The organism is Pseudanabaena sp. FACHB-2040 (assembly GCF_014696715.1).
Taxonomy (GTDB): Bacteria; Cyanobacteriota; Cyanobacteriia; order Phormidesmidales; family Phormidesmidaceae; genus JACVSF01.
Genome location: NZ_JACJQO010000005.1, coordinates 670809 through 691130, shown reverse-complemented (window position 1 = coordinate 691130; position 20322 = coordinate 670809). Strand labels below are relative to the sequence as shown.

Sequence of the window (20322 nt, the reverse complement as noted above, 5' to 3'; positions counted from 1 at the left end):
TCCTCAATCTTTAACTACACCCACCTAGGCCCCTGCCCCAAGACCCATCACAGAACGGTACTGTTCCTCCAATGCCTGACTTAGGACGGGGGGAGTCGTCACCCAGCTAGATCGCCCCTGCAGCAGTTGCTGCCGCAGATTTGCCAGATCCACCGTTTTAAACTGACGGTCTTGGAGAATAGCGCGACCCCCTACCCAGAGCCGATCCACCAGATTGACAGGTCTGCCCAGCAGCAGCAGCCCTAAGGGATCGCTAGCAGGCAGCATCGACCAGTCACTTAAATCATAGAGAACCAAGTCGGCTTGCTTGCCTACCGTAAGCGATCCAATCTGCTCCTGCAGGCCTAAGCCCTTAGCCCCGCCTAGGCTTGCCATAGAAGCTGCTGTTTGCAGACTCAGCCAGTTGCGGTACTCAAAGTCGGTTGGGTTGTGCAGCATTGTGCCCAGCTTGATGGCTTCTAGCAAATCTTGCCCATCGTTGCTGGCTGAGCCATCGCAGCCAAATGTCACGTTTACGCCCGCCCGCCGGTATTTCAGTAACGGCGCGATACCGCTGCCCAGGCGCAAATTGCTCAGCGGATTGTGTACCACTGTGGCCCCGGTCATCGCTAGCAGATCGATGTCAGCGTCGTCTAGCCAAACTCCGTGGGCTAGAGACGTTTTAGAGCCCAAAAAGCCGATGCGGTTGAGATACTCCACGCCACTTACTCCATAGCGCTCGTAGGCTAGCATTTGCTGGGCCTTGGTTTCTAATAGGTGAGTGTGGAGGCAGAGGTCGTACCGTTGGCTCAGCTCAACGCAGCCCCGAAATAGGGTTTCGGAGCAGAGCTGAAAGCCAGTTGGGCCAGGGGCGATATAGATCCCCTTGGCAGGCTGATGGTGCCGCTGTATGGCCGTTTCCATCATCTCCAGCACAGCCCGAGTTTGGCGGGTAGACGGAAGCTGACTGCTGACCTGACCCGTTGGAATACTGACATCCATTGAGTGATCTTGAATCAGCGGGGCAATGCAGGCGCGAATGCCAATCTCTTCGTAGGCCTGGGCGGCGGCAGCAATGGTTTCCAGCTCCTGCCCTGGAGTCAAGAGCAGGTGGTCAACTAGGGTTGTTCCCCCCGATAGAAGTGTCTCAGCCGCCGTCCAGAGCGCTGCTAGGTATGTCTGCTCGGGCGTCAGTGGCGGGCACTGATAGAGCACCCCCAACCAGAGTTCTAGGGGCAGTGGCGGAATTAGCCCTCGGCACCACATTTCTGGAGAGTGGGTGTGGGCATTGACAAATCCCGGCAGCAGCAGTTTCCCTCGACCGTCAATCGATTCTCCTATCACGGAGAGGTCGGCACCTATCGCCGCAATGATGCCCTCGCTAACCTGGACATCTTGAGTCTGGTAGCCTGTTTCACTGAGGACAAGAACGGACCGAAGGGTAAAGGTCTGGCTCAAAATGACGACTCCCAATAGATTTTCCCGCTGGAACGCTCCTATTGTGCCCTGTTTTACGCCTTAGAACTGGTTCATAGCCATCTAATTTTGGGGTAATTTGGATGCGTAAGGTAGGCCAATTTAACGCTAGTTTCTGACTTGTTATTACAAAGTGTTGTAGAGACTACCCTGCGACTGCCGGAGGTCTGGTAAGCAGGTTGCAGACACCTTATTTGCAGAGGTGATTAGCCAACGCTATAGGCGGCAAAAACCGTCCGGATTCAGCAATAGTTCAGCCATAATTTCAGCCTTTAACTAACCTACTTCCTCATGGAGACCGGTATGGATACTCCAAGCTGTACGCTTTCTGAAAGCTGTGTGGTGCCTGTAATTAAGTCTCCCAAAGACTATCAGGCTTATCGCATTAGCTCTCAAGATACGAATCGTCTGGCGATTGTTTTTGATCCCACTATTGCCAATATGTCTTTGACCTACTGTGTCGAAATTTTTGATGTAGGGGGAAAGACGCCGCCTAATCGACACCAGATTGCCGTGGAAATGTTTTTTGTGCTTAAAGGAGAAGGCCGCGCTACCTGTGATGGCAAAAGCATGCTGATCCGGGCAGGAGACAGCATTCTGGTGCCGCCCACGGGCGTTCACGTGATTGAAAACGTTGGGCCAAGTCGGCTCTATGCGCTTTGTATTATGGTGCCGAACGAGGACTTTGCCGAACTGATCCGTAGCGGCATTCCGGCAGAGCTAGATGAGGAAGATTTGGCTGTTTTGGGCCGACAGGACGGCCTGCCTGCTAGTCTAGTGTCCTGCCCCTGATTAAACGAACTGCTTCATGGCACGGTACCGGGTACAGCCGCACCAAACTCTGTCTATGCACACCCGCGATGGCGTCCGCCTGGATTCGGATGTCTATTACCCAGAGGATGAAGGGCGTTTCCCGGTCCTGCTGATGCGGCAGCCCTATGGCCGTGCGATCGCATCCACTGTGGTCTATGCCCACCCGACCTGGTACGCCAGCCAGGGCTACATCGTCGTGATTCAAGACGTGCGAGGCCGGGGCAGTTCGGAAGGGGCGTTTCAGCTATTTGCTCACGAAGCTGACGATGGTGCTGATGCCGTGGCTTGGGCTGCCGGGCTACCCGGCAGCACTGGCCAGGTGGGAATGTATGGCTTTTCCTACCAAGGCATGACCCAGCTTTATGCAGCGACGGCAGCGCCTCCTGCCCTCAAGGTTTTAGCTCCCGCTATGGTCGGCTACGATCTCTATGCCGACTGGGCCTATGAGAATGGCGCGCTGCTGCTGCAGGCTGGGCTGGGCTGGGCGATTCAGCTGGCTGCCGAGGCGGCTCGCCGCCAGGGGGACGAGATAGCGTTTAACCGTCTCTATGCGGCCTCCCGCGACTTACCCTTGAACGAGGCGATTGCGGCGCGGCCTCAGGTGCTCTCGCAGCTGGCTGCCGATTCTTTCTTCTACGACTGGCTCGATCACCCCTACCCCGATGACTACTGGCAGGCCCTTAAACCTGATCTGAGCCGAGTCGATTTGCCTATGCTCCACGTGGGCGGCTGGTTTGATCCCTACTTGAGAGGCAGCCTGCGGCTCTACCAGGAGATGAAGGCGCGAGGCACAACACCTCAGCATCTTTGGGTGGGGCCTTGGGGCCACCTGCCCTGGAGCCGTCAGGTAGGGGCGGTTGATTTTGGCCCTAAAGCTATTAGCCCGATTGATCGACTGCAAATCCGCTGGTTTGACCAGTTTCTCAAGCGCAAAAATACGGGCCTGCTGAAGGAGGATTCGATCTCCCTGTTTGAGATGGGGACCAACCAGTGGCGCACCTTTGCCGCCTGGCCTGAAGGAGAAACTCAGACCTACTACCTGACCAGTACTGGCCTAGCCGGTATGCGAGAAGATGTCGGCAAACTGGAGGCTGAGTTTCCGCTGGCTCCGCCGGAGCCGGACGTGGTGGTACACGATCCTTGGCGACCTGTTCCTTCCTTAGGGGGCCATGCGGGTATGCCATCAGGGTCGTTTGAGCGCTCGGCGATTGATGGCCGTAGCGATGTGCTGACCTACACTACGGAGCCTTTTGAGGCGACTGTTGCGATCGCAGGTATCGTTCAGCTAGACCTGCGCTGCCGTGCTGATGCCTCTAGCTTTGATGTCTGCGCGGTGCTGTCGGAGGTGCGAGCCGATGGTCGTGTCTTTAACCTGACCCAAGGCTATCAGCGGGTAGAGCGGCCAGAGACAGAGCGAGGGCAGCCGCTGACGCTATCGCTACAGCCCACCTGCTTTGCCATTCCTAAAGGTCACGCCCTGCGACTCAGCCTCAGTGCTGCCTGCTTTCCCGCCTACGCGGTTAATGCCGGGACCGGTAAGCCTGCCGGAGACAGTGCCCGAATGGACTGCCGCATCATTACCCTAACGGTGAACCCGCCCCGCAGCGCCCCCTCTAAGCTGAGGCTGCCGTTGGTGGGGCCGCCTCTGCCGTGACAGAATCCTGACACCGACCGCTTAGGCAATACGGCGCGGGCTTCTCCCAGTATGGAATTCGTCTAAATCACTCCCTTGGAGCTGGGAATTAGGTGGGCTCGGCGGGGATCGATTTCAACCGCCATGCGCACAGCGCGGGCAAAGGCTTTAAAGGTGGCCTCAATGATGTGGTGGGAGTTGATGCCGTCTAGCTGGCGAATGTGGAGGGTCATCTGGCTGTGGTTGACCACGGCCACAAAGAACTCCCGCACTAGCTGAGTATCGTAGGTGCCGACTCGCTCTGTAGGGATCTGCAGCCCGTAGCTGAGGTGGGGCCGCCCTGAAAAGTCTAGAGTCACCTGCACCAGCGCCTCATCTAGGGGAGCCAAAAAATGACCGAAACGGACAATGCCTTTGCGATCGCCCAGGGCCTTGTGCAGCGCCATGCCCAGGGTGATGCCGACATCTTCATTGGTGTGATGGTCATCTATTTCCCAGTCTCCCTTAGCCCGCACTTCTAGATCGATTAGCCCGTGGGAGGAAATTTGGTGCAGCATGTGGTCGAGAAAGGGGACGCCGGTCGCTGCGCTGCACTGTCCCTGTCCGTCTAGGTTGAGGCTGACCTGCACATCGGTTTCGCCTGTGGTGCGGCTGACCGAGGCGCTACGGTCAAGGATTAAATCGGAGGCGGGGGAGAAGTTGCGATCGCGCGTCTGCATAGGTCAAACCCAGTAACTCAAGAAACCCCTATCGTGCCATGTCAGCGCTAGCCGCGACAATGAGCTGCAGGGCTCCAGAGTGGGGAGCTGGGGTTTAGGGGGGAGACGCGGGATGCGGAGAGGGGGAGACACGGGGAGGGAGAGATTTAGGTGCTTTGCAGGGTTTTTAATACCTGCCGGATGTCGGCCTCATCAACTTGGTCGGTAATGGTGACCTTGCCCAGGGCCTCGGGTAGCACAAAGCGCACTTTGCCGTCTTTGACCTTTTTATCGGTCTGGAGCAGATCGATAATTGCATCGGGGTCTAGATCGCTAGGAATGGTGCTGGGGAGACCTGCTTTTTCAATCAGAAGGCGCTGACGCTGGTTGTCGGTGCTGTTCCACATCCCCATCTTTTCGGCCAACAGGCCTGCTGCTGCCATGCCCATGGCTACCCCTTCGCCATGATTGATGGTGCGGTAGCCGGTCAGGCTCTCAATTGCGTGGCCAATGGTGTGTCCGTAATTGAGAATGGCCCGCTTGCCCGCTTCCTTTTCATCTTGGGAGACGACATCGGCCTTGGCCTGGCAGGAGCGGGTCAGGATTAGCTGGAGCAGATCTTCAGAGATATAGCGAAACTGGTCTAGCCGTTCGGCCGCTTCCAGAGCAGCGAACAGTTCGGTGTCCCAGATGACGCCGTATTTGATTACCTCGGCCATGCCTGCTCGAAACTCACGGGCGGGCAGAGTTTTTAGCACTTGGGGGTCAATGAGCACTAGGCGGGGTTGGTGAAATGCCCCGATTAGGTTTTTGCCTTGGGGATGGTTAACGCCGGTTTTGCCGCCAATTGAAGCATCAACCATGGCCAGTAGAGAGGTAGGCACCTGCACTACTGGAATGCCGCGGAGCCAGGTGGCGGCAGCAAACCCGGTCATATCCCCAATGACTCCACCGCCTAGGGCCACCATAGCCGACCCCCGCTCTAAGCGCTGTTCTAGGGCAGCATCGTAAAGTTTTTGCACCGAGGCTAGGGTCTTATAGCGTTCTCCGGCAGGCAAAAGACAGGGGCTGACCTGAAAACCCACCTGCTCTAGTGCTGCTTTGACCCGCTCACCAAAATGCTCATAGATCATCGGATTGGAAACCAGCAACAGTTTCTGCCCAGGTTTGATGCGGGGGGTATCGTCGGTCAACCAGTGGCCTAGGTGATCGAGGCCGCCTGGGGCAACTACGACTTCATAGGCCTGTTCAGGCAGGGGGACAGTAATTGTTGATTTCATGGCTGTGGTTTCCTCTTCATTTCCACCCTACCCCCTTGCCGGATTCTCGTCACGAGGACAGTCTTCTCTACCTGTTGCTGGAAGCTCAGCCTTCGAGGTCAGTCTCGTGGTTCAATAAATTACAGCAATTGCTGTAATTTATGCTTGGGAGAATTGAGTATGGGTAGCGTTGTAGCCTACTTCCTTTTTTATGGCGCGATGCTGGGTTTGGCTATTGGCCTCTACTTTGGCCTGAGAATTACTAAGGTGATCTAGCCACAGACGACTTAGCCTGGTTATTTAGCCAGGCTAAGCTGCATCGGCCTCAGCCAGATCTTCTCTAGCAGCCAGAGCGGGTATGGCCTGAAGGACAGCCAGCGTCAGCCAGCCTAAAACATTAACCCGCGAGTCGTAGAAGGTCACATCAAACAGGGCAAATAAGATACAGCTCATAAAAGCCAAGCCATAACCTGCCAGGACGGCCTGCTCGCTACGGGGAAAGTGCTTGTTTTTGGAGCCGATTAACGTCTTGAGTCCTTGGCAGCAGATCCAGCCTACGGTTGCGGTAAAAAGCAGCATCAGCGGAATGCCAATCTCGGCCGCCAGCATGAGCCACAGGTTGTGGGCGTGCTCTACCGTGTCGTACTGGGGAATGGTGTAGGGCACATAGCTCAGCCTGAAGCCGCCTAGCCCCGTTCCCAGCCAGGGGTGTTGCCGAATCAGATCGAGGGAAATTTCCCAGACATCCATTCTCAGAGTGGTGGTGGTCAAGGCTTCACCGACCGATCGACCGCCAATGCCTAGCGCCAAAACCGCTGCCGAGACAGCGGCAATGCCGGAGAGCCCCAGCAGCACGATGAGCCGATTGCGGCGCATCAGCCAGCCGACGATCAGGAGCTGTGCGATCGCAACTAGCACTCCACTGCGAGAGCCCGAACAAAAAATGCCTAATAGGGCCAATGCGATCGCGCTATAGAGGACCAGCGGCCAGTAGCGCCACCGCCACTGGGCAACCAGGGTGCCGCTCCGCAAAACCTTTAGCCCCAGCCCCAGCGCCAACCCTAAAATAATGACCAGATAAGCTCCTAATACGTTGGGATGACCAAACACCGAACTAGCTCGGTGGCCGTAGTCAACCTGACTATACAGCCAGCCAAAATAGGGAGAGTCAAATAGCCTGGTTTCTACCGGCGGGCTTTTCAGGTAATACTCTACTCCGGCCCGCAAACTGATGGGGATTGAACCCAGCACCAGAATAAAGGCCCAAGTTTCAAGGGTAGAGAGGGGGCGCTGGAGATGACCAATCCAAACAGAAAGAGCCGCAAAAAACAGGAAGAAAGGCAGAAAATTCGTGAGCTGTAGCCCAGCTTCGACCGGGTCATAGGCCGTAGCCGCAGTAATTCCCATCCCGATCGCCAGCACGAGCCATCCCTGACGGGCTAAAAGCCGCCAAGCGGCCTGACTGTGCTGCAGCCAGATCCAGAGGGTTAAAGAGGCCATACCTACCAAGGCAAGGTAGCTGGCATAGGGCAAAATCAATAGACATCCCAGCAGCCCTGCTTCAGGATTTAGAGAAGTTGTGAGTCTTCCGAACTTACCAAATTTAGTAGGCGCCATCCCAAACCAAAACCACCCAAACTGTACGAATTAATATATAAATATCGAGCCAAACGGACCAGTTCCGGACATAGTAAGCATCTAAATTGACTCGCTCATCATACGACACATCATTTCGCCCAGAGACTTGCCAGAGCCCAGTTAGGCCCGGTGAAACCCGAGCATAGAGCTCGAATTTATCGGCGTAGCGCCAAACTTCTCGATCAACAATGGGCCTAGGCCCTACTAGGCTCATTTCTCGGCGCAGTACGTTCCAGAGCTGGGGCAGTTCGTCTAGGCTGGTGCGGCGAAGAAGTTTGCCGACTCGGGTGATGCGCGGATCGTCCTTCAGCTTGTGGTCTAGCTCCCAATTTTCCTTCAGGTTAGGGTTTTCCCTGAGGTAGCGCTCTAGAGCTTGATCGGCATCTAGGCGCATAGAGCGAAATTTCCAAACCGTGAAGTGCTGAGCGCCTCGACCGAGCCGCTCCTGACTATATAGAATAGGCCCTGGCGAGTCGATCTTGATCAGCACTGCAATCAGCGCAATCAGCGGCAGCAGCAGCAGCCCTATCACCACTGTCAGGCAGACATCCAGGCAGGCTTTGGTCATGCGGGGGCCCGGCAGCAGCAAGTTTTGCCGCAGCTCTAGCCCCAAAACACCGCCTAGGTCTTTGGTCGCTACCCACAGGCTGGCAATGCCAAAGAGATCGGGAATCATCAGCAGGTGGGGAAAGGTGTGAGCGTATCGCTCCAGGATGGTCATCAGCTTTTCCCGCTGCACCCCAGGCATGGCAATAATGGCGTAGCTAATCTCCCGCTCTACCGCCAGTGCTGGGGCCAAAGACAGGGGGCCTAAAATAGGTACGCCTGCCAGTTCACCTCGCTTGTTGGGATTGTCATCTAAAACAGCCAGCGGCTTGAGCCCGAAGCCCGGCTGGTGCTGTAGGGTTTTAATCACCAGTTCTCCGGTGCGGCCCGCGCCCAAAATTAAGACTGGATATCCCCACCACGTGTAGCGGGAAAATAGCTGACGAACGATAAGACGACCCGCCAAAACGGCTATTAGGGAAAACAGCCAGGCCAGCAAAAAAATGCCTCGGGAGTAGGTTTCACCTTCTTGGAATAGAAAAATAGCCGCTCCGAGCGCCAGGTAGGTCAGCGTGGTGCAGAGGCAAATTCGCCTCAGTTCATCAACCGGGCTTAACCCTACCGTGGGATAGAGCCCTGAGGCCCAATAGGCCAGTAAAAAAAGCCCAATGACGGGCCACAAATGCCAATACAGAGAGGGATGGTACTCTCCATTAAAAGCTAGACGAAGATAAACACCGGCCAGGGCAGCCCCTAGTAAAGCTAAGGTATCTGAGGCCAGAAAAACCCCAATCATGGGCCATGATTGGGACGAGATTTTCAGAGTCGAAATAGCCGGTTTCAGAGTTCGGCGTAGGGGAATCATGCCAGCCGCAGCTCACTCCTGCATCACCGTAAATACTCTAATGCATCTCCAACGCTTCGCCTTGCTCAAATTTCCTCCACATCGCTTCAACAAAGGTCTTAAATTCTCGGCGAAATCGTTCTACCGAAAATTTCTCAGCATGGTTTTGGATTTGCTCTGAGCTAAAGGAAAATTGTCCTGCTTCAAAAGCTTGTACCCATTCCATTAAGCTGGGAACCGTTTGTGAGGGAAACAGCAGGCCCGTTTTTCCAGGCATAACGGTTTCTGTTGCTCCTCCCCGACCAAAGGCGATGACGGGTGCGCCTGCTGCCTGAGCTTCCACAATGGCAATGCCAAAGTCTTCCTCGGCCGGAAAAACGAAGGCTTTGCAGCGGCTCATGTGGTCTTCTACAGCTGAATCGGGTTGATGGCCGAGGAAGTGGATGTTGGGCTTGGCTTGCGATCGCAAATCATTTAGCCCCGGCCCGTCTCCAATAACGACCAGCGGCAGGCCCAGCTGGTTAAAAGCCGCCACCGTCAAATCGAGCCGCTTATAAGGAACACACCGAGAAACAGTTAGGTAAAAGTCGTCTCGCTGGGGGGAGGCCACAAAGCGGGTCGTTTCTACTGGGGGGTAAATAACTTGGGCCGGACGACGGTAGGTTTTCCAGATGCGCCGGGCGACATAGCGGGAATTGGCCACAAAGCAGTCAACCCGATTAGCGCTAGCCACATCCCACAGGCGCAGGTAGTGCAGTATCACTTGAGTCACCCAGCCCTTGAGGCCCCGATTGAGGCCGCTTTGCTGCAGGTACTGGTGTTGCAGATCCCAGCCGTAGCGCAAAGGCGTATGCACATAGCTGATATGCAGCTGATCGGCCCGAGTCAGCACCCCTTTCGCCACTGCGTGGTGGCTGGAGAGCACCAGGTTGTAGTCAGAGAGATCAAACCTTTCAATCGCTAAGGGCATTAGAGGTAAGTACTGCCGAAAGTGCCTCTGCGCTAGGGGCAGCCGTTGAATGACAGAAGGGTAGACCTGGTGATCGCCCAAAAAGTTCCGATCTGTGCCTTGCAGGAAGTCCACCAGGCAGAAAATATCGCTGGATGGAAAGCACTCCAGAACCTGCTCGACAACCTTCTCCGAACCCGCATGGCTCACTAGCCACTCATGCACTAAGGCAACTTTCAATGTCATCTTCAACTGCGGCTAGAGCTAGCCTTCAAGTATCGGGCAATAAGGAAACGAGGTGGACGCAAAAGCAGCCTCAGCCGCAGAGATCCCCCGTATGGGTCAGATTGACAATGCCGTTCTAAGCCACCTAAAGTGAATCGATGATGTAAAACTCAGTAGGAAACGGTCCTTGGCGCTCACTGTGAAGAAGCTACTGCCAACCCAGGTCGAAGCCTATAGATACTGGGAAATTTTACAGGTTTTGGTGGAGCGAAACCTAAAGGTGCGCTATCGTGGCTCACTTTTAGGAATTTACTGGTCTCTATTAAACCCACTTATTATGACAGGGGTTTACACCACTATCTTTGGAACTACCTTCGCAGAATACTATAACAACTCGATTCTTAACTATATCTTGGCGGCCTTCACGGGGATGGCCGTAATTAACTTCTTCTCGACTTCTACATCACAGGCACTCTCAAGCCTGGTCAACAACGGCAGCTTGCTCAATAAGATGCACTTACCAATGAGTGCTTTCCCCCTCTCTATAATTGCAGCCAATGCCTTCCAATTTTGCCTCACTGTCTGGCCGCTTCTAGTGGTTATGACCCTATTGATCTCCTATAGCGTTCTCAATGCGGCAGCTGTTATTTTGCCTTTTGTTGGTCTGACTATGGTCTGTACTGGTATTGGGCTACTGATGGCTGCTTTGAACGTCTTCTTTAGGGACTTACCCTACATGTATGAGCTGGTCACTTTTGCCCTTTGGATCACTAGCCCAATTTTCTACCCATCAGCTATTGTGCCCGAGGAAGTGGCCGGTTTTTTGCAGCTAAATCCCATGTATCCGATTATAGAAAGTACACGGCAAATCGTGCTTTCAGGGGAGGCTCCCGACCTAACCTTGGTGGCAACCTCTTGGCTCAGCGGCATTATTTTTATGAGTTTTGGGTGGTTTACCTTTAAGTGGCTCAAACCTCAGTTTATGGATTTACTATAAAACCCTATGGAAGCTATACGGCTGGATCAAGTTTCCCTTTGGAGAAGGACGCAGGAAGAGTTTTCCTACGATCTGAAGCGAACCTTATTTTCTATTCTAGAAGGCAAGTACAGAAAGCCTGCTCGAAAGCGCGTATTGACACAGGTTGACCTCGTTATCCAGCAAGGGGAAAAAGTTGGCATCATTGGCCCCAATGGAGCTGGAAAGTCTACCCTATTAAAGGTGATCTCTGGTATCTTAAAGCCTACCCAAGGAACAGTCAGAGTCAAAGGCCGGATCGCGCCTATGATCGAGTTGGGGGCAGGGTTTGAAGCCGATATTTCTGTTATTGACAATATTATTCTCTACGGGGTACTGCTAGGGTTTCCCCGCAGCGAGATGGTGAGGCGCACTTACGATATCCTCAATTTTGCAGATTTGCAGGACTATGCTTCGGCTCCACTCAAGGGGCTTTCTTCGGGGATGGTGGCGCGGTTGGCGTTTGCGATCGCAACTGAAGTTAAGCCCGACATCCTAATCGTGGACGAGGTTCTATCGGTAGGAGATGAAAATTTTAAGCAAAAGAGCAAAGCCCGCATGGATCAGCTTTGGAACAACCATACAACCGTATTGGTCGTATCCCACAGCATGGAGATGATCCAAGACTCCTGCAATCGGGTGATTTGGCTGCAAGACAGCCAAATCCTAGCCTCAGGAGAGCCTAAGGAGATCACTGAAATGTACCTGAATCATGTTGGTAGCGCTGCTTCTGCGCTACCGCTGGCTGTCAGTATGGAGAATGTATAGACTACAAAGGCATAGTCTGGGGCCCCCATTTTGTGGATGAGTAGGCTTATCTCTTACTCCATGAGGAACTCAAGCCAGTAAAGTTTGATCTACTTTAGTAGAAGTCAGAACTCTGCAGACAAAGTACATTTGATCAAAACTTCGCTCGATATAAGTCTTGGTGTAGGTATTGTGTGAGCCCGAAAACCTTTAAAAACTCAACCCTGTTGGGCAACAGCAGCTTCTCTTTAAAGGCGGGAGACTCTACCTGGCACTTGCCAAATATGTTGGCTGCTTTGTGGGTTGCTCATGGATTCAGTTTTCAGCCCAACTTTGATCTTTATACTCGTAGTGGATTAATCCGCTATTTAGGATGGTTCTTGCTCGGATATGATGAGTTGGTCAAAAATTTCCATCACCTGGAACATGTTTTTGACCACAACGAGATGGTTGATTTTCTCTTGAAATCAATCCTGCCTGAATCAGAAGAAAACAGGCTCTACTTGCCTGTTTTCTTTTACTGCCTCTACTTAACTCGAGAAGATTTGAAAAACAAGTTCAATCTGACCTCTGTAGAGGGATTAATTTTATATTTACTGTGGATTAGGGATTGGGGCTATAGTACGCTGCCCAAGTCCCATCTGATTGAAACTGCTGTCGAAAAACTACCGCTTGAAGCATTTGTTGAAAACAATCAGTTTTTAACAGCTTTGAGAGAATTTGACTTGTCCTTGTGCTTTGACGGAACAAAATATATCAAGGCATACCCTGACGTCATAGAAGCTATTGAAGCAGGTGTGTTTGCCTCCGCATATCAGCACTGGATTCAATGCGGTATTGAGGAAGACAGAAAGGCCTTTTGGTCCGACAAATTCGACCTACCTTCCTCCTTCAATGAGGCCGAGTATTTCAATACCTACCCCGATGTTGCAGAAATAGTCAGGGCAGGTTTAATGGTTTCTGGGCACCAACACTGGGTGCGTCATGGCAAGGAAGAGGGTAGAACCGCTTTCTGGTCTAACAAATTTAAACTACCTTTATGCTTCAACGAAACTGAGTATTTAAATGCAAATCTCGACGTAATGGAGGCAATTAAAGCAGGCCAGGTCACTTCTGGATATCAGCATTGGCTCTCTTGTGGTCGAGCTGAGGGTAGGATGGCCTTTTGGTCTTTTAACTGGGAGAGGCTTAGGAACAGCGGAGAGTTGCAGGATTCAGAACTTGTCAAGGTCTATAATTACAAACAGGAAGTCGAACAGCTCTTGTCAAATTATCTAACTGCTGAGGTCTAATCACCTTAGAGGTATTCGTTTAATGACAGTTGATGGCGTAAATATTATTGGGCCTGTTTTTGGTGAACTAGGTCTTGGCGAAGATGTTCGAACATTGGCTGAAGCCCTTGTTAGTTCGGGAGTGCCAACGACTATTTTTAACTATCCCAAAAGGTTAACTACACGACAGGGTGATAGGTCTTGCGAGCAGTATGTTTCAGACAGTTTGAAGTATAGCTGCAACATTTTCTGCTTTCCTGCGTTTGAGCTAATGCATTTTTTTCTGGAATTTGGGCCAGAACCTTTCGAAGGCAGGTATAACATCGGCTATTGGCCCTGGGAATTATCCCTATGGCCTAAGGATTTTTCCTTTATCCAGGACTTGGTTGATGAAATTTGGGCTTCATCAGCTTTTACTTTAAACTGCTTTCAGAACTCTTTTAGTAAACCCGTATTTCACATTCCCTTAATTATTAAAGAGCCATTACAGTTTGAAGCCTTACCCACTTCTATTGAAGCTCTTGAGGCAGACTCCTTCAAATTTCTTTTTGTATTTGATGCTAACTCAACGCTGATTCGCAAAAATCCAAAGGGCCTACTGCGGGCCTTTGCTAGCGCTTTTGGGAGAAGTCAAGAGACCTGTTTAATTCTAAAAACAATGAATTACAGGCATCATGATGAAGAACTAAGCGAGATGATTGCGGCTGCGCCCAACGTAATCTTTATCAATGAATCTTTCAGCAAAGCTCAAATCAACCTTCTGTTTAAACTTTCAGATGCCTATGTATCTCTACACCGATCAGAAGGATTTGGTCGAACTATGGCTGAGGCTATGCTGCTCGGGAAGTCGGTTGTCACTTCTGATTACTCAGGCAATGTTGACTACTGCAATGAAAACACTTCTTTTCTTGTTGAGGGCAAATTGGTAGACGTTGCGCCCTATGCTTACCCTTTTTGGCGGGATGCTAAATGGTTTGATCCTTCCCATGCATCTGCAGTATCAGCTTTAAAGACCTGCTCAGAGCATCCCGGTTTGAGACAGGAAAAAATTGAGGCTGCCTATAAGTTTGTTTCAGAGCAATTCTCCACTGCCACGGTTGCAGAAAAAGCTTTAAGCAGAATTGCCGCCCTATAAAACGTCTTTAAAGCGCTGTACAGGGGAGTGCCTTCAGATCCGCTATTTTCTTTTAGGGCATCACGTACACAAACAAAATACGGCCCTGCCTCCTCCTACACCCCCTCAAGGGAACTGTTTATGAGGTTTAAGGTCTTCAATTGTCCTTAGCGGAATAAAGTGTTCTGAACGAGGCTTATTACTGCTGCTAGGTGAGATAATTGGATCGCCTCTAGTTCAGTCAAAGTTTTGCCGTGGCTAGCAATGTCAACAGATCTGCGAGTTGCAGTGGTTCTGCCTCTATACAAACCAGATTTTAATGAATACGAGAAGATTTCCTTCCTGCTAGCAGATCATGTCTTAGCTAACCATACGAGAGTTATCGTCAAACCACATTCCTTAAACCTGAAATTTTCCGGTTGGACCTTGTTCTCATTCGATGATTGGTTCTTCCGCTCTCATAACAACTACAGTCAGCTTCTACTTGACATTGATTTTTACACTCAGTTTAAAGATTTTGATTATATTTTGATTTATCAGTTGGACTCTCTAGTTCTTTCAGATCGCCTGCTTGAGTGGTGCCAGAAGCAGTACGACTACATTGGTCCTTTGTGGGATAGGAATGAAATAGAGTTCTGGGAAAATGTAACCTGGAACTACGTCGATTTTGGGTGTGGTAACGGTGGTTTTTCTCTGCGCAAGGTTTCCTCCTGCATTGAAGCTTTGAGAGGTGCGATCGCAGAGGCCCAGCGGGCACTTGGCAAAGATACTTCACTTTGCTCGTTTGGTGATATGATCCAGCGGTACTCTAGCCTTTTACATAAAGGTAAAGTTTTTAGCAATAATGAGGATATGTTCTGGGGATTTTGGGCCAATCGCTTTAAGGGTGACTTTAAGCTGGGCTCCCTTGAAGACTCCCTCGCTTTTGGGTTTGAGTACAACCCTGAGAAATGCTTGACGATGAATCATGGGGAACTACCATTCGGGGCTCATGCCTGGTTCAAATTCAAAGAGTCCAGAGAGTTTTGGCTTCGGCTTCTCAATGAAAGATTTGACCTCGAACAGTTGATTAAGGAATTTGACGGAAAGAGGTTCAGAAATGGCTGACTTTTTTCAGGATTTTAAGTTTGAAAAAAAATCTCAGGTAAAAATTTATTATCCTCAGAAGCAGGAACTAGCTGATTTTCTAGCTAGACTCAATCTCTTCAGTCAAGAGTCGGCCAACATTCTCATTACAGACGAGAACCTTGCTGCTCTGCATCTAGACTTTGTGCTCGATTGCTTAGCGAATCTGGGCATCAAAGTATTCCCGATCGTAGTTCCAGCGAGTGAAGATTCAAAGAGTTTAGAAACTTACGGCGAGTGTATTTCTAAAATTCTTAACATCGGCATTGATAAATACTCCAGCATCGTTAGCTTTGGTGGCGGAGTCGTCAACAATTTAGCTGGCTTTATTGCCTCTACACTCTACCGAGGAATTCAGCTCGTTCATATTCCTACTACCCTGCTTTCCCAAGCAGATGCAGCGGTAGACGTTAAGCAAGCTATTAACTCCACTTTTGCTAAAAATTCCATAGGCTCCTACTACCCCCCAACGGCAGTCATTATTTGTGTTGACTTTCTAAACACCCTGCCAGAGCGGTTTTTGATCGATGGTTTTGCAGAGGTTATTAAGCATGCCCTCTGCCAAGACTATTCCTTTTATCAAGAACTGCTCACTCAAGACCCGTTTGCTTGGGATCCGGCAAGAATGAACAGCGTTATCCGCAAAAGTGTCTCACTGAAGCTGGATATTATGTCGGAGTATGAGTCATCCGCTAACGATCCTTTCCTTTACAACGAAGCGATCAAGCAGTACGGTCACGCTTTGGGGCATGCGATAGAACATGCTAGCGAGAATGAGATGCTGCACGGGGAAGCCATTGCTATCGGTATGGCATTTTCAGCCTTTGCGGCAAACAAATTAGGTCTATGCAGTGAAGAGTTACTCAGTCAGCACGTTAGTGTCTTAAAGCACTACCGATTGCCGTTCACAGTTCCTGCTGAGCTGGAGGCTGATAAAATTATTTACCATGTCAAGTACGATAAGCACTACTATGACGGCAAGGTATCCTTAGGGTTATTGACCCGGGTTGGAGAACCCCATCGAGAGGGGGACTCTTACTTCTCCAGAGTTCGCATTCAGGACTTTGCATCCCTTCTTGATGACTACAAGAATTATCCTTTATGAGCAGCCGAAAGCTAATTATTACGGGAGGCAGCAGAGGGATTGGATTTGAGATCGTAAGGGGCGCACTAAAAGACGGTTATCAAGTTGTCGTTGTGGGTAAAAATAAAATTAGCCTAGACCAGGCTAAAACTGATTTAGAAGATTTTGGTGCTGTTTCAACCTGTGAAGTTGACCTATCCAATAGGGACTCTGTCCTCTCCTTTTGTGAGGCTGTTAATGATCCCGTTTACGGATTGATTAATAATGCCGGTATTTGTAAGGTTAGACGAATTGACGAGAATCAGAGCCTAGATGAGTGGGATGAGATATTGGCAACTAATCTTGCTGCTCCTTATTTATTAACTGCTAATCTGCTCAGCAAAATTCAGGATGGCGGCAGAATTATCAACATTTCTTCTCAGCTTGGCAAAGAGGGTAGGAGAGGCTACGGTGCTTACTGTGCATCAAAGTTTGGGCTGATTGGCTTGACCAAGTGTTGGGCTAAAGAGTTGGGCCACCGCAGAATCACAGTGAATGCTGTTTGCCCTGGCTGGGTAGATACTGAGATGTCCAGGGTCGACTCTCAGAGAATTGCAGATGAGAAGGGTGTGAGTCTTGAGAATTACCTGCAGGAAATTACGAGCCCTCTGGAGTTAGGCAGGCTGTCATCCCCTTCTGAGGTGGCTGGCCTTATTCGTTTCCTGTTGTCGGAGGATGCAGCTGGCATTTCAGGTCGAGATTGGTTAATGCATACAATCTGGAACCAGGAATGAAGTTGTCTGAGCCTTTATTTGCTCCAGGAAGCGGTGTCCAAAAGTAGTTTTAAGTTTGAATACTCTACTGTGCCAATCAACCTTATAGGCCGCCAAGAGGATATAGAGCTGGTTTCTATTGTGGAAGCTGCTTTGATTCGATCTTTTTCTGTGGCCGGGGTGCAGCGGCTAAATTATGTTGCTACAGAGCAAGTTGACGGCTGCTACTTGTTTGTAAACCCGCAAGACGAGCAGGCTGGCCTGATTGAACAGCTGCTAGCAAAACGGACCAAGATCATCCTGTTGGGCTCCTTAGGAGTAGCCCTAGGTAGAACTCTTGGATTGGAAGTTGAAGCGCTAGAAGCTGGAGATTTCCAGGACTATCTGTCCTTAATTGAAACAGATACATTCGATCAGTCTCAGTTGTCCATTCATTACGTTTCAGATTCACCTATTTTGGCTCGGTTGAAGGCCCGGAGCCGGCCTTTACTACGCTATGACTTTACGGACGAATGGAACACTTTGGGCTTTGGAGGTATTCAAAAGGGGCCTAGCCCTTGGTCAATTTGCCAGAAAGTCAGGGCAATAACGGCCAGCTCGCTCGCTCAGCTAACCAATCAGATCGGGCAAACTTTTGGCCTCTATGCGTCTTTAACCTCCTTTGAGACCTCGGAGGTTTTGTGGTTCAACCGCCAAGTGGGTCCAGTAGACAGTTGGGAATGGGCAATTGTAGAGGACTTCTACAGCCACTATCGCTCTGATGAGCTTCCCTGCATTCCTCACCTCAGGGAAATTCCGTCGGGGTATCAGGGGGCTGTCACGATGCGGCTGGACTGTGATCAAGCGATCGCAACTTCCCGGCCCCTGTTTGAACTTTACAGAGATGCGGGGCTGCCCTTCTCCCTAGCCGTGGTCACTGGGTTGCCGCCTCAAGTAGAAGACATGGCCCTGCTGCGAGACGTGATTGCCGCAGGTGGATCGGTCGTGTCTCACTCAGTTACCCATCCGCCTAACTGGGGTGCTGACCATGCCCAGGCACTGCAGGAAGCACAAGACTCAAAGCGCTGGCTGGAGCAACATCTGCCTGAAGTCGGCTCAGTTCGCTATGCGGTGTCTCCCTTTCACCAAAATCCACCCTACGCAGTCCAGGCCCTTACTGATGCGGGGTATCAGGGCTTTGTGGGGGGCATTATCCACAACGATCCGGAGTATTTGATTGGGCGGGCCGGCCGAGTGCCTTTTTGTGAGCCACCGATTGTTTCCCACAGCCAGCAGTGTATGCTGCACGGGGACTGCTACCATCGCTACGGCAATTCAGTAGACCCCTACCTGGAGAGTTTTAGTAATCACCTGAAAGCGGGCAACATTTTTGGATACTTAGATCACCCGTTTTCGGCAACCTACCAGTACGGCTGGTTGAGTGAGACTGAGCGCTTAGCAGCCCATGCTGAGCTGATCCGGTTCATTCAGTCTCACGAGGATATTTGGTTCCCAAATCTGGTGCAGTGCCTTGATTTTGTCCGTAAGCGGGACCAGGTTCAGATATCTGTCGAAGCTGACCAGCTTCAGGTGCGCTGCGATCCTAAAGGCATTCCGGGCGACCTTCCTACAATTTCTGTTGGCTGGCGGGGGGAGACTATCGACCTCGGCATTTAGTTGGTTCTGCTGGGCAAGGCATATCGGCACCAGGATTTGCACAGGATCTGCTTAGATCTTGTAAGGCGTGGAGTGGGAGAGGCAGTGGGCAGTCGGCAATTACCCAGCAGCATTATTGTGCTGTCAACGGCAGACTGGACTCAGTCGGGCTGGACAAACAATCAGCATATGGCCCATGAATTGGCGCGTCAGGGCTTTCGGGTGCTCTATGTGGAGTCTCAGGGACTGAGAAGCCCAACGGCGTCGGCCAGAGATATTAAGCGAATTTTTCGCCGGTTGAGAAAAGGGCTGCGGCTGGTTCGCCGGGTAGAGCCTCAGGTTTGGGCATACTCGCCTCTGGTGCTGCCCTTTTACCACAACCCCTGGATTCGTCGGTTGAACTGGTCTGTTTTGGGCGGCATCGTGCGGCTTCTGTCGAGGCTGCTGCGGCTGCAAAATCCGATCCTTTGGATTTATAACCCGCTAGCCCATGAACTGATGGGCACGTTGGGAGAGTCTTTAACCGTTTACCACTGCGTCGATGATCTGGCTACGGTCCCCGGGATCGATGCCAAGCTGGTGGTACCGGCAGAACTGGAGACGGTAAATAAGGCTGACGTTGTGTTTACCACCAGTCCCTCTCTACAGGCAAGGCTGGCTGCGATCGCACCTCAAAAAACCCACTACTTTCCCAACGTGGCTGACTATGGGCACTTTTCAAAGGCGCAAACCCCAGGAAAAATCCCTGAGGACTTAGCGACCATTGCCGCGCCCCGAATTGGCTTTGTTGGCACCATTAAAGACTACAAGATCGACTTTGACCTAATTGAGCAAATTGCCCAAGCTCGACCGGAGTGGGCTTGGGTTTTGATTGGGGCCTTTGAAGTGGCTGCCCCGGAGGCTCTGCGGGAACGATTTAGCGGTTTGAATGTTCATTTTTTAGGGGAGCGTCCCTATGGGATGCTCCCAGACTACCTGCGGGGCTTTGATGTGGTGACACTGCCCTGCCTGCTAAACGACTATACGCGCTCGATGTTTCCCATGAAATTCTTTGAGTATTTAGCGGCGGGCAAGCCGATTGTGGCAACTCCGCTGCCTGCCCTGGAGAGCTATCAAGGGCTGCATGAGGTCTGTTCTACCTCCGGAAAATTCATTAGCGCGATTGAAGAAATTTTGGTTGGAGAGTCTGCCTTAAAAAAACAGGCTATGATAGCTGCCGCCCAAGAAAACACTTGGGAAGGAAGATGCCGGGGGATGTTAGAACGACTGCAGGGAGTCTGGGACAACCGATGAACTGATTTAGAAGGCATCTACTGTTGCGGTTTTCCAGTCACTAAATCTGGATAGGGCCTTTCTCATCATGTAGCGGGGAATGCATGACGGGGTTAGGGCCAAATCTTGAGCTGGTAGCGCAGCTTTCACACACCAATCGCTCACTTAATCAATAACTGTTGTATGCAAGAAGCGTCGTCTTTAAAAAGTCAAGAACTGGTGTTTCCCTGGTTTTTCTGGCCAGCGG

Annotated in this window: 18 protein-coding genes; 12 read left to right on the top strand and 6 right to left on the bottom strand. The window is 51.3% G+C overall.

The genetic code is table 11. From position 1 onward, the window contains the following. Window positions 1-24: 24 nt before the first annotated feature. Window positions 25-1452 (bottom strand): amidohydrolase, encoded by a 1428-nt coding sequence (locus H6G13_RS06850; protein ID WP_242028171.1) that lies wholly within the window; start codon window positions 1450-1452, stop codon window positions 25-27. Between the two features lie 306 nt (window positions 1453-1758). Here H6G13_RS06850 and H6G13_RS06845 point away from each other — a divergent pair, with 306 nt between their 5' ends. Together H6G13_RS06845 and H6G13_RS06840 are read left to right on the top strand one after the other, a co-directional pair. Further along, window positions 1759-2247 carry a cupin domain-containing protein gene (locus H6G13_RS06845; protein WP_190482401.1) on the top strand — a complete coding sequence of 163 codons (489 nt, stop codon included), beginning with the start codon at window positions 1759-1761 and terminating at the stop codon, window positions 2245-2247. Between the two features lie 16 nt (window positions 2248-2263). Beyond that, window positions 2264-3922 carry a CocE/NonD family hydrolase gene (locus tag H6G13_RS06840; RefSeq protein WP_199305750.1) on the top strand — a complete coding sequence of 553 codons (1659 nt, stop codon included), beginning with the start codon at window positions 2264-2266 and terminating at the stop codon, window positions 3920-3922. Window positions 3923-3984: 62 nt separating this feature from the next. Here the strand turns inward: H6G13_RS06840 and hisB are convergent, their stop codons facing one another. After that, window positions 3985-4620, bottom strand: a complete 636-nt coding sequence (gene hisB / locus H6G13_RS06835; protein WP_190482400.1) for an imidazoleglycerol-phosphate dehydratase HisB — start codon at window positions 4618-4620, stop codon at window positions 3985-3987. A gap of 146 nt (window positions 4621-4766) precedes the next feature. Then, window positions 4767-5879: a 3-dehydroquinate synthase gene (aroB, locus tag H6G13_RS06830; protein ID WP_190482399.1), complete on the bottom strand. Its 1113-nt coding sequence runs from the start codon at window positions 5877-5879 to the stop codon at window positions 4767-4769. Between the two features lie 159 nt (window positions 5880-6038). On the opposite strand from aroB, the gene H6G13_RS28295 reads away from it, so the two are divergent. Then, window positions 6039-6134 carry a cytochrome b6-f complex subunit PetL gene (locus H6G13_RS28295; RefSeq protein ID WP_199305749.1) on the top strand — a complete coding sequence of 32 codons (96 nt, stop codon included), beginning with the start codon at window positions 6039-6041 and terminating at the stop codon, window positions 6132-6134. Window positions 6135-6167: 33 nt separating this feature from the next. On the opposite strand, the gene H6G13_RS06825 is transcribed toward H6G13_RS28295, so the two are convergent. The 3 genes from H6G13_RS06825 to H6G13_RS06815 form a co-directional block, all read right to left on the bottom strand. After that, window positions 6168-7475, bottom strand: a complete 1308-nt coding sequence (locus H6G13_RS06825; protein ID WP_190482398.1) for an O-antigen ligase family protein — start codon at window positions 7473-7475, stop codon at window positions 6168-6170. Continuing rightward, on the bottom strand, window positions 7462-8838 hold the full coding sequence (gene wbaP, locus H6G13_RS06820; protein WP_242028170.1) for an undecaprenyl-phosphate galactose phosphotransferase WbaP: 1377 nt from the start codon (window positions 8836-8838) through the stop codon (window positions 7462-7464). Before wbaP ends, H6G13_RS06825 begins: the two co-directional genes overlap by 14 nt. A 106-nt stretch (window positions 8839-8944) precedes the next feature. Beyond that, window positions 8945-10081 carry a glycosyltransferase family 4 protein gene (locus H6G13_RS06815; protein ID WP_199305748.1) on the bottom strand — a complete coding sequence of 379 codons (1137 nt, stop codon included), beginning with the start codon at window positions 10079-10081 and terminating at the stop codon, window positions 8945-8947. A 166-nt stretch (window positions 10082-10247) separates the two neighbouring features. Between H6G13_RS06815 and H6G13_RS06810 the strand changes: the two genes are divergently transcribed. The 9 genes from H6G13_RS06810 to H6G13_RS06770 all read left to right on the top strand — a co-directional run bounded on the left by H6G13_RS06810 (window position 10248) and on the right by H6G13_RS06770 (window position 20096). After that, a complete protein-coding gene (locus tag H6G13_RS06810; RefSeq protein ID WP_190482396.1) occupies window positions 10248-11057 on the top strand; it encodes an ABC transporter permease in 810 nt (269 codons plus the stop codon). A gap of 6 nt (window positions 11058-11063) precedes the next feature. Then, complete coding sequence (locus H6G13_RS06805; RefSeq protein ID WP_190482395.1) at window positions 11064-11843, top strand: ABC transporter ATP-binding protein; 780 nt, start codon at window positions 11064-11066, stop codon at window positions 11841-11843. A gap of 173 nt (window positions 11844-12016) precedes the next feature. Then, window positions 12017-13114: a hypothetical protein gene (locus tag H6G13_RS06800; RefSeq protein ID WP_190482394.1), complete on the top strand. Its 1098-nt coding sequence runs from the start codon at window positions 12017-12019 to the stop codon at window positions 13112-13114. Between the two features lie 22 nt (window positions 13115-13136). After that, the gene (locus H6G13_RS06795; protein ID WP_190482393.1) at window positions 13137-14228 is read left to right on the top strand and encodes a glycosyltransferase; all 1092 of its coding nucleotides are present in this window, start codon (window positions 13137-13139) and stop codon (window positions 14226-14228) included. Window positions 14229-14471: 243 nt separating this feature from the next. Further along, a complete protein-coding gene (locus H6G13_RS06790; RefSeq protein WP_190482392.1) occupies window positions 14472-15314 on the top strand; it encodes a DUF5672 family protein in 843 nt (280 codons plus the stop codon). Next, on the top strand, window positions 15307-16437 hold the full coding sequence (locus H6G13_RS06785; RefSeq protein ID WP_190482391.1) for an iron-containing alcohol dehydrogenase: 1131 nt from the start codon (window positions 15307-15309) through the stop codon (window positions 16435-16437). Before H6G13_RS06790 ends, H6G13_RS06785 begins: the two co-directional genes overlap by 8 nt. Then, entirely contained in the window at window positions 16434-17189 is a 756-nt protein-coding gene (locus H6G13_RS06780) for an SDR family NAD(P)-dependent oxidoreductase (protein ID WP_190482390.1), read from the top strand. Before H6G13_RS06785 ends, H6G13_RS06780 begins: the two co-directional genes overlap by 4 nt. Before the next feature lie 69 nt (window positions 17190-17258). After that, window positions 17259-18824 carry a polysaccharide deacetylase family protein gene (locus tag H6G13_RS06775; protein ID WP_190482389.1) on the top strand — a complete coding sequence of 522 codons (1566 nt, stop codon included), beginning with the start codon at window positions 17259-17261 and terminating at the stop codon, window positions 18822-18824. 84 nt (window positions 18825-18908) lie between these two features. Further along, complete coding sequence (locus H6G13_RS06770; RefSeq protein ID WP_190482388.1) at window positions 18909-20096, top strand: glycosyltransferase; 1188 nt, start codon at window positions 18909-18911, stop codon at window positions 20094-20096. Window positions 20097-20322: the final 226 nt, after the last annotated feature.